This is a genomic window from Paenibacillus lycopersici (assembly GCF_010119935.1).
Lineage (GTDB): Bacteria > Bacillota > Bacilli > Paenibacillales > Paenibacillaceae > Paenibacillus_Z > Paenibacillus_Z lycopersici.
In genome coordinates this window covers 4,779,906-4,794,222 of record NZ_CP048209.1, presented here as the reverse complement: position 1 = coordinate 4,794,222, position 14,317 = coordinate 4,779,906, and the positions used below count along the sequence as shown (strand labels likewise).

The 14,317-nt window shown below is 61.5% G+C and carries 12 protein-coding genes; all 12 read left to right on the top strand.

Annotated features, from left to right (window positions below; genetic code table 11):
* Nucleotides 1-20 precede the first annotated feature (20 nt).
* The 12 genes from GXP70_RS21225 to GXP70_RS21170 all read left to right on the top strand — a co-directional run bounded on the left by GXP70_RS21225 (nt 21) and on the right by GXP70_RS21170 (nt 14,283).
* The gene (locus GXP70_RS21225; protein ID WP_162358681.1) at nt 21-1,856 is read left to right on the top strand and encodes a cache domain-containing sensor histidine kinase; all 1,836 of its coding nucleotides are present in this window, start codon (nt 21-23) and stop codon (nt 1,854-1,856) included.
* Entirely contained in the window at nt 1,849-3,471 is a 1,623-nt protein-coding gene (locus tag GXP70_RS21220) for a response regulator (RefSeq protein WP_162358680.1), read from the top strand. The genes GXP70_RS21225 and GXP70_RS21220 overlap by 8 nt, the downstream gene beginning before the upstream one ends.
* 249 nt (nt 3,472-3,720) lie before the next feature.
* Nucleotides 3,721-5,103 (top strand): ABC transporter substrate-binding protein, encoded by a 1,383-nt coding sequence (locus GXP70_RS21215; protein WP_162358679.1) that lies wholly within the window; start codon nt 3,721-3,723, stop codon nt 5,101-5,103.
* A 309-nt stretch (nt 5,104-5,412) separates the two neighbouring features.
* Nucleotides 5,413-6,291, top strand: a complete 879-nt coding sequence (locus GXP70_RS21210; protein WP_162358678.1) for a carbohydrate ABC transporter permease — start codon at nt 5,413-5,415, stop codon at nt 6,289-6,291.
* Nucleotides 6,288-7,202, top strand: a complete 915-nt coding sequence (locus GXP70_RS21205) for a carbohydrate ABC transporter permease (protein WP_162358677.1) — start codon at nt 6,288-6,290, stop codon at nt 7,200-7,202. The genes GXP70_RS21210 and GXP70_RS21205 overlap by 4 nt, the downstream gene beginning before the upstream one ends.
* Before the next feature lie 139 nt (nt 7,203-7,341).
* Nucleotides 7,342-8,172 carry an AraC family transcriptional regulator gene (locus GXP70_RS21200; RefSeq protein WP_162358676.1) on the top strand — a complete coding sequence of 277 codons (831 nt, stop codon included), beginning with the start codon at nt 7,342-7,344 and terminating at the stop codon, nt 8,170-8,172.
* A gap of 107 nt (nt 8,173-8,279) precedes the next feature.
* Nucleotides 8,280-9,596, top strand: a complete 1,317-nt coding sequence (locus GXP70_RS21195) for an ABC transporter substrate-binding protein (RefSeq protein WP_162358675.1) — start codon at nt 8,280-8,282, stop codon at nt 9,594-9,596.
* Between the two features lie 14 nt (nt 9,597-9,610).
* A complete protein-coding gene (locus GXP70_RS21190; protein ID WP_162358674.1) occupies nt 9,611-10,498 on the top strand; it encodes a carbohydrate ABC transporter permease in 888 nt (295 codons plus the stop codon).
* A 12-nt stretch (nt 10,499-10,510) separates the two neighbouring features.
* Nucleotides 10,511-11,395, top strand: a complete 885-nt coding sequence (locus GXP70_RS21185; RefSeq protein ID WP_162358673.1) for a carbohydrate ABC transporter permease — start codon at nt 10,511-10,513, stop codon at nt 11,393-11,395.
* Between the two features lie 170 nt (nt 11,396-11,565).
* The gene (locus GXP70_RS21180; protein WP_162358672.1) at nt 11,566-12,219 is read left to right on the top strand and encodes a M48 family metallopeptidase; all 654 of its coding nucleotides are present in this window, start codon (nt 11,566-11,568) and stop codon (nt 12,217-12,219) included.
* A 223-nt stretch (nt 12,220-12,442) separates the two neighbouring features.
* Nucleotides 12,443-13,471 (top strand): ATP-binding cassette domain-containing protein, encoded by a 1,029-nt coding sequence (locus GXP70_RS21175; protein WP_225442504.1) that lies wholly within the window; start codon nt 12,443-12,445, stop codon nt 13,469-13,471.
* Nucleotides 13,468-14,283 carry an ABC transporter permease gene (locus GXP70_RS21170; RefSeq protein WP_162358671.1) on the top strand — a complete coding sequence of 272 codons (816 nt, stop codon included), beginning with the start codon at nt 13,468-13,470 and terminating at the stop codon, nt 14,281-14,283. Before GXP70_RS21175 ends, GXP70_RS21170 begins: the two co-directional genes overlap by 4 nt.
* The last annotated feature ends 34 nt before the right edge of the window (nt 14,284-14,317 follow it).

The following is a 14,317-nucleotide window of genomic DNA, read 5'->3' as shown; positions in this document are numbered from 1 at the left end:
CGCGAAGGAGGCGGTAAGGAATGAATCGGCTCAGGCGATTGTTCCTGCGCAGCATTCAAGCCCGATTGATGATGTTCATTTTCGTGATGATCATTCTGCCGCTGCTCTTCCTCGGCTTCATGACGTTCCGCGCCTCATCCGGCATCATCGAGCGAAGCGTCACGTTGAACACGGCGGAAACGATGGATCAGGTGCTCGACAATATCGAATTCCACCTGAGCGGCATGGAGAGCGTGGCCACCGACATCATTTTCAATTACACGATCAACAGCAATTTGCGCAAAATGGCGGGGAGGTTCGATGAGGAGGAAATTCAGGCCGTCAACGAAATCAAAGCGCTGCTGACGAAGCAGCTGAGCGTGCAGGACGGCATCGAGTCGGTCTTTCTGATCGGCGACGCGTATTTTCTGGTCAGCAGCAGCAACACGAACAGGGCATCGCCGCAGGACCACGTGCCGGAGCTGATGAAGCGGCAGGACTGGTACCGGGCGACGTCGGAGCGGGGAGGCAAGAGCTATTTTACGATCGTGCCGGATCAAGCCAAGGCGAACGACGGAGCCGATGCTGACAAGCCCGGACAAGAGAATGCGGCGGAACGCAACAGGCCGATCCGGATGGCCCGGCTGTTCCGGGACATTCAGACCGGCAGTCCGCTCGGCTTATTAGGCGTCGACATGGACTACCGCGTCATCGACGAGATCGTATCGAGGCTTCACAGCGGCTATAACAGCTCGCTCATCCTGATCGACGAAGACGGCAACACGATTTACAAACGCGATCCCGGGCACCGGTTCGCCGCGGCCGCTTCGCTTGCCGGCGAGTCTCGGCTTGCCAGCGGCGACGACCAAGTGACGGTGGACGGCAAGCGGATGCTGCGCATCTTCCGGACGTCCAAGCTCAGCGGCTGGAGGGTGGTGCAGCTGATCCCCTACTCCGAAATCCTGAAGCCCGTGCTCGTGATCAAGCGGCTCACCTTGCTGCTCGTCTTGATCTGCCTGGCGGCGGCGCTCATCATGGCCGCGTTCCTGTCCAGCCGGCTGATGAAGCCGCTCCGTAATCTGGTCGGGCTCATCAAGAAGGTGCAGCACGGCGACCTTGACGTGCGACTGGACACGATCCGCAACGACGAAATCGGCTATTTGAGCAAAAACTTCAACATGATGACCGCAAGGCTGAAAGAGATGCACAGCGAGATTTACCGGGAGCAGGAGCTGAAGCGCAAGGCCGAGCTGTCCGCGCTGCAGGCGCAAATCCAGCCGCATTTTCTGTACAACACGCTCGATTCGATCAAATGGATGGCCGTGATCCGCGGCGAACAGCAGATCAGCGACATGATCTCCGCGCTCGTCAATTTGCTGCGCAACAGCGTCAATCTGGGCAACGAGACGATTCCGCTCCGCAAGGAAATCGAGAACCTCAAGCATTACATCCACATCCAGCAGATGCGCTATTGCCATTCGTTCGAGATGGCGTACCTGGTGGCCGAGGAGGCGCTTGAATACGGCATTCCGAAGCTGATCTTGCAGCCATTGGTGGAGAATGCCCTGTTTCACGGGCTTGAAGCGATGGAAAGCAGCGGTCTGATCGCGCTGGAGGTCATGCTGGAGGACGGCCACATCGTCTGCCGGATTTCCGACAACGGCAAGGGCATGGACCCCGGGCTGCTGAAGGACGTCATGGCGGGGCGCATCCTGTCGCGCTTCTCGGGCATCAGCGTCAAGAACGTGCACGAGCGGCTGCAGCTGCATTACGGAACGCAGTACGGCTTAGAATTCCGGAGCGCCGAAGGCGCGGGCACGACGGTCATCGTCCGGTTTCCCGCGGCGCTGCCGAAGGAGGGACACCGGATTGCTTAAAGTATTGTTCGTGGACGACGACATTCTCGTGCGGGTCGGCCTGCGCGTCTTGATCGACTGGGCGGGCGCGGGCTGGGAGATCGCGGGCGAGGCCGCGAACGGCGTGCAGGCGCTGGAGATGATCGAGGCGATGAAGCCCGACCTGCTGATCATGGATATGAAAATGCCCCAGATGGACGGCGCGGATCTGCTGCAGCGCCTGCGGGACCGCGACCGGACGCTGCGGATCATCGTGCTCAGCTGTTACGACGACTATGCCTACATGCGCGAGGCATTGGCCGCCGGGGCCGACGAATACATTCTGAAGCCGGAGCTGACCGGCGCCGCGCTCGAAGCGGCGCTATGCCGCATTCGCGCGCAGATCGACGAGAAAGAGCAGCGGGACAAGGAGTATTACCAGCTTAAGAAGCAGGCGGCGCTGCACACGCATATCGCCAGGGACAGCTTCTACCGCGAGCTTCTTCGCGGCAGTTATGCATCGCGCGAAGAGCTGGGCGCCGCGGCGGCGCAATACGGCATCGAACTGCCCGACCGCGAATACGCGGTGCTGCTCTTCTCGGCAGAGAAGCAGCGGGGCGTGCCGGAGCTGCAAGGGCAGCAGAAGCGGGATGCGGTGGAGAACGCCCTGTTCAACATCATCCAGGGCTTGCTGCAGACCCTCCCCGCCTCCTTCATGATCCGGGACGCGGACAGCGGCGATTATATCGCGGTCGCCGCAGGTCCGGCGGTAGGCGGCCTGCTGCAGGAAGCGGAGCATGCGGCGAACCGGGCGGTACAGGCGGTGGCGTCTTACATGCGCCTGAAGCTCACCGTCGGCATCGGCGGGACCGTCCGCGACCCGCTGCAGCTGCACGCGAAGCTCGTCCATGCGCGGGAAGCGCTGCGCTGCAGGCTGCTCCGGGAAGACCGGAACGTGTTCGTCCACGCGGAGACGAAAGGGGATGACGGGCGGCTCCGAGAGGAGCTGAAGCAGCTGCAGCTGCGGCTGCAGGAGCTGTTCGGCGCTCTCCTCGGCGTTGACGAAAGCCATGGCGAGGAGCTGCTGCGTTCGCTCGTCGGCGACGTCTGCCGAAGCGGCAGCGGCCGGCTGCTCAAGGCCATGTGCACCGAACTGGCCGGCTGGCACAACAGGCAGTTGGATTATGCCGTGTTCGAGGACAGCCCCGTTCCGGAAGCGGAATATGTGAGCGCCGACGAGCTCCTGAATTCGCGGACGGCACCGGAATTGGCGCGCTTGTTCCTCGAGCGGGCGGCACGGCTGCGCGAAGCCGGCATGGCGGTGCCGTCCGCCGCGGCGCCGCCTGCTATCCGCCGGGCGATCGCGTACATCCAGACCCACTACGAGCGGCAGATCACGTTAGCTGACCTGTCGGAGCATGTCGGGATGAGCAAAAGCCATTTGAGCCTCGTGTTTCGGGAACAGACCGGCTGCAATTTCGTGGATTACCTGACCCATTACCGCATCGAGCGGGCGAAGCGGCTGCTTCGCTCGGACTCCGGCCGGATCTACGAAATCGCGACGATGGTCGGCTTCGAGAACGAGAAATACTTCAGCCAGGTTTTTCGCGGCAGGGTCGGCGTCACCCCGACGGAGTACAAGCGGATGAAGCAGTAGCCGGCGAGAGCGATCGCAATATTTTGCACCCTTTCGAAAGATCTTGGAGATTCGTCAACCGCTCTTCGTTCGAACGCGGAAAGCCGCCCGAAAGCGATTAAGATTTTGGAGGAAATCAAAAGGATGCCGCATTGTGCCTGCGCGCGGCCGGAGCTAACATGATCGTAACGGCGGTAAGCGTTTACAAGACGGCTGATCGCGACCGTAGCGCCGCTGCGCTGCCGTAAAACAATTGTGGGGGGATTCTGTTTGACGATCGGTACCAAGAAACGGCTGGCCGCCATGATGCTCAGCGCCGTCCTGCTATTCGTCAGCGCCTGCGGAAACGGAGGAAATGGCGGCAACGGCGGCGGAAATAGCGGCAGCGACGGCAATTCCGGCAGCGCGAACAGCGCCGGCGGCAACGGCGCGGCGAACGCGGACTCGGAAGGAACGAATGCGGGCGCGTCCGCCAAGGACCCGGTCACGCTTCGCATCCTCGGCAGCTCGGGCTTCACCGAAGATATCGTCAAGTCGATCGCACCCGGGCTCGAAGCCAAGGGAATCAAGCTGGAGACGGAATATTACGACTGGGTCACGTACGACGGCAAGCAGAAGCTCGCCATGACGAGCCAGGGCGGCGATTACGACCTCGTGTTCCTTCCGGGGAACTACACCGTGCTGTGGGCGAATTCGAAGGCGGCGCTGCCGATGGACGATTTCTTCTCGAAATACGGCTACGACGAGAACGATTACTACGAATCGGTCAAGAGCTACGGCAAAGTGGACGGCAAATGGTATATGGCGCCGTTCTCCGCGGAGGCGATGGTCTATTTCTACCGGAAGGACCTCTACGACGCGGCGGGCCTGCAGCCGCCGAAGACGATGGACGACATGTACGAAACCGCGAAGAAGCTGACCAAGGACGGCGTTTACGGCATCGCCTACCCGGGCGGACCGGATGAAGGCTCGTCGAGCTTCTGGAGCTATTTCTTCTGGTCGCACGGCGGCAAGTACTACGACGACGCCATGAAACCGCTGCTGAACACGCCGGAGGCCGTGCAATCCGCCGAGCTGTTCGCCAAAATCCTCAAGGATGCCGCGCCGAAGGGCGTCGCGACATGGCAGAACGAAGAGACGGTCGCCGCGTTCAACTCCGGCAGCGTGGCCGCGACGATCATGTGGCCCGGCTACTTGAGCTCGTTCACCGATAAGACCAAGAGCAAGATCTACGACAAGTTCGCCGTAGCGCCGGTGCCCGTCGGACCGAGCGGGAAGGCGGTGCCGCGCTTCGGCGCCTGGGGCATCGCGGTCACCTCGAACGTCAAGAACAAGGACGCGGCCTATGAATTCATCCACGAATTCACGAAGCCGGAGACGATGAAGGAGATCGCCAAGCAGACCTCGACGGCCAGTAAATCGGTCAACGCCGATCCGGAGCTTCGGAAGCTGAACCCGACGCTCGGCGCTTCCGCCGACGTGCTGGATACGGCGCAGGAACGTCCGTCCTTCGCCGAGTCGGCGCAAATCAACACGCAGGTCGGCAACGCGATCAATTCGATCGTCGCGGGCAAACCGGCCCAAGCTACGCTGGACGCGCTGCAGAAGACGGTGGAGGGCATTCTCAAGGACGCAGGCTATTACGACAAGTAAGACGGCTGCTCCGCGATGGCCGGCCGGCTGACCGCGTGGGCCAGGCAGCTGAGCCGCCGCCTGGCCGGCCGCGAAGGTCAGCTCACGACTGGCCGCCGCCCGGCTGACCGCGCGGATTGGCACTCGGCTGAGCCGCCGCCCGGCTGGCCGCGAAGGTCAGCTCACGACTGGCCGCCGCCCGGCTGGCCGCGCGGACTGGCACTCGGCTGAGCCGCCGCCCGGGCAGCTATACCGTCGCCCAGCTACGTCACCGCCCGGCTAACCGCCACGGCTCAGCCACGCGCGCGAACGGAAGGAAAGGAGAGGACCATGCGAAAAAATGCAGCCCCCTACGTGTTTCTGGCACCGACCATGCTCTTGTTTCTCTGCATCTTCCTGTTCCCGATCGGCTACGTCATCTGGACGAGCATGTTTCGTTGGAACTTGATGAAACCGCAGGCGGGCCGGCATTTCATCGGCTTCGATAATTTCAGCGGCATGCTGGCGAACGATCAATTCCGGGCATCCATGCTGGTCACGCTGAAGTTCGTCCTGCTCTCGGCGCCGGCCGGCATCGTGCTGGGCCTTGGGCTGGCGCTGCTCCTGAACCGGCCGTTCCGGGGCAAGCGGCCGATTCAGGCCCTTATGCTGACCCCGATGATGATCGCGCCGGTCGCCGTGTACCTGTCATGGAAATTCCTGCTCGAGCCGACGTTCGGCATCGTCAATTACGTGCTCGGCTGGTTCGGCATCGAGGGACCCGGCTGGTTCTCCGACGCGGGGACGGCGCTCTTCTCCGTGGCGCTCGTCGATATCTGGAGCGCGGTCCCGTTCGTGTTCCTCGTCATGTACGCCGCGCTTCAGGCCGTGCCGCAGGATCCCGTGGAGTCGGCGCAGGTGGACGGGGCGAGCCGGCTTCGCATCTTCTGGCATGTCACGCTGCCGAGCATCAAGCCGGTGCTGCTCGTGGTGCTCATCATCCGCATCATGGACACGATCCGCATCTTCGACAACATCTACGTGCTGACCAAGGGCGGCCCGGCCAATGCGACGCGGACGGTGCAGTTCCTGGACTACGAGCTGGCCTTCAACTCGTTCGATATCGGGAAAGGCTCGGCCCTGGCGCTGATCATCGTCGCGGTCATCCTGATCGTCGGATCGCTGCTCATCCGCGAAATGAATCGGACGAACGAGGAGTTGAGAGTATGAGCGGGATGACGGGACAAGAGCAGCGCATGGCCGGTATCGGGAACGGCGCGGAACGGATAGGGCTGCGGGCTGCCGGCAGGCTCAGGCGAGGCGGTAACGCGGCGGAACGGACGCTGTTCGCGCTGCTCGTCGCGCTGGCGCTGATATTCCTGCTCCTGCCGATCGTCTGGATGATCATAACGGCGTTCAAGCCGAACAGCGAAGCGATGTCGCTGCCGCCGAAGCTGCTGTTCACGCCCGTGCTGGACAATTTCAAGACCGTGCTGAGCAATCCAGGCTTCCTCGGTTCGTTCCTCAACAGCGCCGTCATCGCGGTGCTGACGACGCTGCTGACCTTGTTCTGCAGCTCGACGAGCTCCTATGCGCTGACGCGCTTCCGGCTCGTCGGCGCGAATACGCTGTCGACGCTCATTCTGATTTCCCGGATGATCCCGGCGATCGTGCTCGGCCTGCCGCTCTATATCATCGCGCGGACGTTCGGGCTGCTCGATACGTATTTCATCATGGTCATCGCCATCACGACGTTCGCGCTGCCGTTCCAGATCTGGCTGCTGCTCGGCTTCTTCGCCCAAATTCCGAAGGCGCTGGACGAATCGGCGCTGATCGACGGCTGCAGCTGGTATTCCGCGTTCTTGCGGGTCATTTTGCCGATCGCGGCTCCCGGACTGGCGGCGACGGCCATCATGACGTTCCTGTTCAGCTACAACGACTTCTTCTTCTCGCTCATCCTGACGGGGAAGAACATCAAGACCGCGCCGCTCGCCGTCATGGAATACATGGGCCTGCGCACGTTCGATTGGGGCGCGATCATGGCGACGGGCGTGCTGCTCGCCATTCCGACGCTGTTCATCGGCATCGTCTTCCAGCGCTTCATGATCCAAGGCATGACGGCCGGCGCGGTCAAAGGATAATTCCGGCGTTCGCGCCGCTATAGAAGGTCAGGGAACACTCTTGTCCGATCCGGTCGATGAGGGTGTTTTTTGCTGCCCCGTCCGGCGCGTCGCCGGCCAGGGGAGCGTCCCGAAACCATTCAGCCAGGGGGGTTCGAACATGGGCCATGCTGCCGAATCATTGCTGACGGAACAGGTGCACGCCGCGGATTGCGGAACGATCGTCTATTCGCCCGGCGGCCGGTACGGACCGCGTTATCAAACGGATTTTCAGCTTGTGCTGCTCCATACGGGCCATCTGACGGTTACGATCGACGGAACGAGCCATCCCGTGACGCCGGGCAACGTCGTGCTGCTGAAGCCCGGCCACTGGGAATATTTCGAATTCGCGCCGGACCGGGAGACCTGGCACCGCTGGATTGCTGTCGACGTCCCCGATACCGGCGCGGCGGAGCTGGACGCATTCCCGTTCATGCTCCCGATCTCGCCCGAGATCAACCAATTAACGGACCTGATGCTGGCGATGAAGCCCGGCGCCGCCGCGGACAGCCCGCGGATGAAATGTCTCGGTCTTGCCGCCTTGCATCAATTCTCCCACGAGTACCAATGCGAGGAGCCTGCGGCGATCGCGCATGCTTCGGTCGTGGCGGCGAAGCGCGCCATCCACGAGCGCTTCGCGCACGATTGGTCGTTCAACGAGCTGGCGATGCAGGTCAACGTGACGCCCGAGCATTTGATCCGGCTGTTCCACGCGCACGAGAACACGACGCCGATCAAGTATCTGTGGCATTACCGGGTCAGGCAGGCGGTGGAGATGCTGGCTGTCACGGACGGCACGGCGGCGGAAATCGCGGAACGCTGCGGCTTCAAATCGGCGATTCATTTCTCCAAGTGCCTGAAGCAGCGGACCGGGAAATCGCCCACCGAAATCAGGCGGGAGGCGTGGCGGAAGAAGGAGGAGAGCGAGCCCGCGAAGCGAGATCAATTCTAGTTCATTTTCGGTCAACGGGGTGATATTGTCCGCCTGCCGAGCCGGTGCTATCCTTCATGTAGGAATGAGCAGCGCTTACAAAACGATCATCGGGCGGAGGGGTAACAGTGAAAAGAGGGCTCGGTTTGCTCGTTGCCGGCAGCTTTTTGTTTTATTCGGTCGGCTGCAGCACGGACGCGGGAAACACGGCAGGGAACGGTTCTCGATCGGCGGACAAGAAGACGATCACGATCTGGACGTTCGCGGATACGCACAAGCAGTACTACGACGAGATGAAGGCGAATTACGAGAAGGAGCATCCGGACATCAACATCAAGATCGAACTGCTGGAATTTACGGCGCTCTTCGATAAGTACACCGTCATCGCCCAGTCCGGGGGCAAGGGCGCGCCCGACCTGATCGACGTCGAGCAAGGCGCGTTCCCGCGGTACATCAAGGGCGACGTGCCGTTCGAGCCGCTGAACACGTACATGGAGAAGGATGGTTTGTCGGAGGCGATTCCGAAGGGCCGGCTCGATCTCTACACGGTGAACGACAACATCTACGGCATCGAGATCGCGGCGTGCGTATCCGCGCTTTACTACCGGAAGGACCTCTACGACGGGGCGGGCATCGACGTCTCCAAGCTGGCGACATGGGACGCGTTCATGGAAGCGTCGAAGCCGCTGCTCGGCAAGAACAATTTCATCCTGAGCGGCACCGAGAAGGACGAAGGCGTGTTCGAGCAGCTGCTGCGCCAGGAAGGCGGCGACATGGTGACGAAGGACGGCAAGATCGGATTCGATACGCCGACGGGCATCGAGGTGCTGAAACGCATCAAAGCCTGGAAGGATCAAGGCTTGATGAGCAAATCGTCGCCGGAAGGGCCGCAGGCTTGGGAGGCGTACACGAAAGGGCAGTTCATCGCAGCGTTCGGTCCCGATTGGTGGGCGGGTCAGCTCGTTCAGAACGCGCCGGATCTGAGCGGCAAGTGGGCGGCGGTGCCGATGCCGCTCGGCGGGCCGGAATCGGTGCCGACGACGGTGAACGGCGGCACGGGCATGGCGCTCAGCAAGTTCAGCGCCAACAAGGACGCGGCCTGGGACTTCCTGAAATACACCCATTTGAACACGGACAACATCGTCAGCAGCTTCCGGATCATCAACCTGTTCCCGGCCTTAATGAGCGCCGCGGCATCGCCCGACCTGCATAAGGAAAGCCCCACGACCGAATATTTCGGCGGCCAGGACATCGCATCGCTGTACGCGGATCTGGGCACGAAGGCGCCGAGCCAGAACCAGGCTTGGTGGCGCTCGCTAATCGGCAAGGCATGGGATAAATACGAGCCCGATTACCAGAACGGCAAAATGACGCCGGAAGCGTTCCTCGGCAGCGTGGAGAAGGAGCTGCAAAGCCTGATCGATGCGGAGCAAGCGCGGAAGTAGGGAGGACGAACGAAATGATGACGAACGCATCCACGCGCTGGAAGCTGGCCCCGCTGCTGTTCATCAGCCCCTTCTTCATCGCGTACGCCGTATTCGGGCTGTATCCGATCCTGTACGGTTTCTGGCTCAGCCTGATGAAAGGGACGGACGACTATACCTTCGCGGGCTTGTCCAACTACGCATTCGTTCTGAAGGATAGCTTCTTCTGGAAAGCAATGTGGAACGGCACCAAGCTGGCGCTCGGCAGCCTCTTCCTCATCCTGCCCGTCGCGCTCGGGGTGTCGCTGCTGCTGAACCGGCCGTATATCGCGAAGCGCAAAGGATTCTTCGCGACGTTCTTCTTCACCCCGAACATTACGTCGGCGGTGGCGGTCGGGATTATCTTCAAGCTGCTGCTGGACCGCGACAACGGGGTCATCAACCAGCTGCTCGGCGTCTTCGGGGCATCGCCGGTCGGCTGGCTGAAGGATCCGAACTGGACGATTCCGGCGCTCGTCCTGCTGTGCGGGTGGAAGTACTTGGGCATCAACATCCTGTTCTTCCTTGCCGGGCTGCAGAGCGTGCCGTACGAGCTGATCGAAGCGGCGAAGATCGACGGCGCCACGCCGGTCAAGCGATTATGGTACGTGACGATACCGCTCCTGCGGCCGATCATGACCTTCATCGTGTTCCAGTGCCTGCTCGGCTCCTACGGGATGTTCAGCGAAGCGTTCATTCTGGCGGGAAGCGGCTTCGGACCGGAGAACTCGCTCGTGTTCCCGACTTCCTACCTGTACGACGAAGCGTTCCGGCGCCAGGACTTCACGTATTCGTCGGCGCTCGGGTACGTGTTCACGCTGCTGCTGCTGGTCATCGGCTTCATTCAGCTGCGGATGTTCAGGTTGAACCATTCGGAGGAATAGGAGGACGACAACATGCAGAAATCAGCCGCAGCGGCCGCGGACCGGTTCCCGGCCGCGCAAGGTTACAGGATAGGCTGGCAGGGAGCGGGCCGGCTGTTCGCGATCCTCGTGCTCATCGTCCTGAGCCTCTTGTTCCTGACCCCGTTTCTGTTCATGATCGGAACGGCGTTCAAGCGGTACGAGGACATCGTGGGCGATCCGCTCAATCCGGTCACGCTGCATCCGACGTTAAGCAATTTCAGCCATCTGTTCGAGAAGCTTCCGTTCTTCGCGCTGCTCGCCAACAGCCTGATCATCGCGGTGTCGGTGACCGTGCTCGCCATTGTGTTCAACTCGCTGGTGGCCTACGGCTTCGCCAGGTTCGAGTTCAAATCGAAGCACGCGCTGTTCATGGGCATGCTGGCGACGATGATGATTCCGGGCCAGATTACGCTCGTCCCGTCCTTCATGATGTTCCGGTCGTTCGGCTGGCTGGATACGTTCTGGCCGCTCATTCTGCCCGGCGCCGTCGGGGCCTTTGGCGTCTTCCTCATCCGGCAGGTGATGGTCGCCATCCCGAAGGAGATTTTCGACAGTGCCCGCATCGACGGCTGCTCGGAGCTCGGCAGCTTCTTCCGCATCGCGCTTCCGCTGAGCGGCAGCGCGATCGGCATCGTGGCGCTGCTGACGTTCATGGGCGCGTGGAACGATTATCTGGGCCCGCTCATCTATTTAAGCTCGGGCTCGAAGATGACGCTGGCCGTCGGGCTGACGACGATGAACAATCCGTACAAGATCGACTACGCGTCCCCGATTACCGGCGCGCTGCTCATGTCGCTTCCCGTGCTCGTCCTGCTCAGCATCGTCGGGCACAAATATTTCGTCGACGGCATCACGGCGGGATCGATTAAAGGATAGGCGGGCGCCGCCGAATGGAACGGTCCGTGCTTGCGGCCCGTTGGCCGTCGGCTTCGGCGCTTGCCGGAAACTTAGCCGCTTGCGGGAACTTCCCGGCAAGCGGCTCTTTTGCGTCCGAAATCGGTTATAATGGAATCCAATATCCAGCGGAGAGGAATTGTCTTACGATTATGAAGATTGACTATGGGGATCGCGAAATTCCTTTTCACGTGGAGTACGGGCCGTGGGGCAAGCTTTCGGTTCAGGTGGAAGCGAACGGCTTCGTGACGGTGAAGGCGCCCAACGGCACGAGCGCCGAAGCGGTCATGCGCGCCGTGGAGAAGCTTGCCGCGAAGATCGCGGAGCGGCTGGGCGCGATCGAGAAGGCGCGGGAAGCGCCGGGTCTGCGGGAATATCAGGATCAAGGAAGGTTTCTTCACCTGGGCCGCTACTGCCAGCTGCACGAGCTGATCGGGACGGAGGGGCTGAACGAGGAAGAGCTGCGGCTGAAGCTGAAGAAGTTTTATTTTGCCAGCTGCAAGCAGGTCGTCCTGGAGCGGATACAGCCGTATCAGAAGCTGCTGAAGGCGAAGCCGAAGTCGATCGACATCGTCGAGTCCGTCACGAAATGGGGCAGCTGCAGCTCGGCCAAGGCGCTGACCTTCAATTACCGGCTGGCGATGGCGCCGGTCGAGGCGATCGACTACGTCATCGTCCACGAGCTGTGCCACCTGACGCATATGAATCACGATCGCTCGTTCTGGCGGCGCGTCGGCAGCGTGATGCCGGATTATAAGGAGCGGGAAGCGTACTTGATGCGGTATGGTCACGCGATGACCTTATGATGCTCATGCGCGGACGATTGAAGCTGCAATGAAGCCGTGCTCGTACGAGCGCTGCAGTCGCTAGGCATGACGGACATGCTTGAATAGAGGCCGAATGTAGCCGTTTGGATGCCGAATCCGAGCGGCTTTTTCGATTTGCCAATAGCCATTGATGCTGTTCATATTCCGTTCATGAATGCAAGGTACCATCCAGAAGTAAACAGCGATCGAGGAGGAACAGGCAATGAACGCATATAGCAGGAACATGGAGCGGGGCAACAGCGAATGGGCTGTCGAGGCCAACGGGCTCGTCAAGACATTCGGCGATAACCGCGCGGTGGACGGCGTGAATCTGAAGGTGCGCGCCGGCACGATTTACGGCGTGCTCGGACCGAACGGGGCAGGCAAGACGACGACGATTCGCATGCTGGCGACGCTGCTGCGGCCGGATGCCGGGACGGGGCGCATATTCGGTCACGATGTCGTGAAGGAATCGCAGATCGTTCGTCAATTGATCGGCGTCACAGGCCAATACGCGTCGGTCGACGAATCGCTCAGCGCCACGGAGAATTTAATCATTTTCTCGCGGCTGCTCGGACTCGGCCGGGCGGAATCGAAGCGCAAGGCGGCGGAGCTGCTCGAGGAATTCGGCTTGACCGAGGCCGCCAAGCGGCCGCTCAAGAACTTCTCCGGCGGCATGCGGCGCCGGCTGGACCTGGCGGCGAGCCTGATCGCGCAGCCGCCGCTGATCTTCCTGGACGAACCGACGACAGGCCTGGATCCGCGCACGCGCGCCCAGATGTGGGAGACGATCCGCCGGCTGGTGAATACGGGCTCGACGGTGCTGCTGACGACGCAATACCTCGATGAGGCGGATCAGCTCGCGGACCGGATCGCCGTCATCGACCGCGGCCAAGTCGTCGCCGAGGGCACCGTCGACGAGCTGAAGATGTCGGTCGGCACTTCATCGCTGCAATTGCGCGTCCAGCAGCCTGAGCATTCGGAGACCGCCCGCCGGATGATCGAGCAGGTGCTCGGCGTGCCGACGAGCATGACGTCGGAAGCGGGGAAGATTACGGCGCCGATGACGAAGGCCGATCTGATCACCGATCTGTTGATCGCCCTTCGCGCGGAGGGCATTCCGCTGGATGAGGTAAGCGTGCAGAAGCCGACGCTCGACGAAGTGTTCCTGACGATTACCGGCCACGGCGCGAATGAGGACGCGCAAGCCGCAACCGCCGTATCGAATGCAGCGAAAGGGGCAAAACAATGAGAACGACTGCCATGAAGCCGGGTGCCGGCGTGAAATTAAAAAACCATACGAGCTTCGGCCAATCCGTACGCCATTCCTTGACGATGGCATACCGCGGGCTGTTGAAGATTCGCCGCACGCCGGAGCAATTATTCGACGTCACGCTTCAGCCGATTATTTTCACGCTGATGTTCACGTACATTTTCGGCGGCGCCATCTCCGGCGACGTGCACAGCTATCTGCCCGTCATCATTCCGGGCATTCTCGTGCAGACCGTCATCACGACATCCATCGTCACCGGGGTGCAGCTGCGCGAGGATATGGACAAAGGGGTGTTCGACCGGTTCAAGTCGCTGCCGATCGCGCGCATCGCGCCGTTAGCGGGCGCGCTGCTGGCCGATACGATTCGCTACACGATCGCAACCGTCCTGACGTTCACGATGGGCTACATTATGGGCTACCGTCCTGACGGCGGCCTAGAGCACGTGGCGCTTGCCGCGGTGCTGGTCATCGCCTGCGCGTGGGCCATCAGCTGGATCTTCGCTTTCTTCGGCGTCATCGCCCGTACCGCATCGAGCGTGCAAGGGATCTCGATGCTCGTGCTGTTCCCGCTCACCTTCCTGTCGAACGCGTTCGTGCCTGCCGACACGATGCCGGATTGGCTCCAATTCTTCGTGAAGATCAATCCGATCTCGCATCTCGTCACGGCCGTCCGGGACTTGACCAACAGCGGCACGGCCGGCTGGGATTTGGGCATCTCGCTGATCGGCGCCGCGGTCATCGTGGCGATCTTCGCGCCGATTACCGTGCGCGCTTATATGCGCCGGACGTAAGCTCGACCTATAGACGCGCATACCAATCGGGGGC

Excerpts from the sequence above, each read along its gene's own strand:
- GXP70_RS21190 (WP_162358674.1), top strand. The coding sequence starts at position 9,611 with ATGATGACGAACGCATCCACGCGCTGGAAGCTGGCCCCGCTGCTGTTC.
- GXP70_RS21200 (WP_162358676.1), top strand. The coding sequence starts at position 7,342 with ATGGGCCATGCTGCCGAATCATTGCTGACGGAACAGGTGCACGCCGCG.
- GXP70_RS21225 (WP_162358681.1), top strand. The coding sequence starts at position 21 with ATGAATCGGCTCAGGCGATTGTTCCTGCGCAGCATTCAAGCCCGATTG.
- GXP70_RS21170 (WP_162358671.1), top strand. The coding sequence starts at position 13,468 with ATGAGAACGACTGCCATGAAGCCGGGTGCCGGCGTGAAATTAAAAAAC.
- GXP70_RS21210 (WP_162358678.1), top strand. The coding sequence starts at position 5,413 with ATGCGAAAAAATGCAGCCCCCTACGTGTTTCTGGCACCGACCATGCTC.
- GXP70_RS21180 (WP_162358672.1), top strand. The coding sequence starts at position 11,566 with ATGAAGATTGACTATGGGGATCGCGAAATTCCTTTTCACGTGGAGTAC.
- GXP70_RS21175 (WP_225442504.1), top strand. The coding sequence starts at position 12,443 with ATGAACGCATATAGCAGGAACATGGAGCGGGGCAACAGCGAATGGGCT.
- GXP70_RS21205 (WP_162358677.1), top strand. The coding sequence starts at position 6,288 with ATGAGCGGGATGACGGGACAAGAGCAGCGCATGGCCGGTATCGGGAAC.
- GXP70_RS21185 (WP_162358673.1), top strand. The coding sequence starts at position 10,511 with ATGCAGAAATCAGCCGCAGCGGCCGCGGACCGGTTCCCGGCCGCGCAA.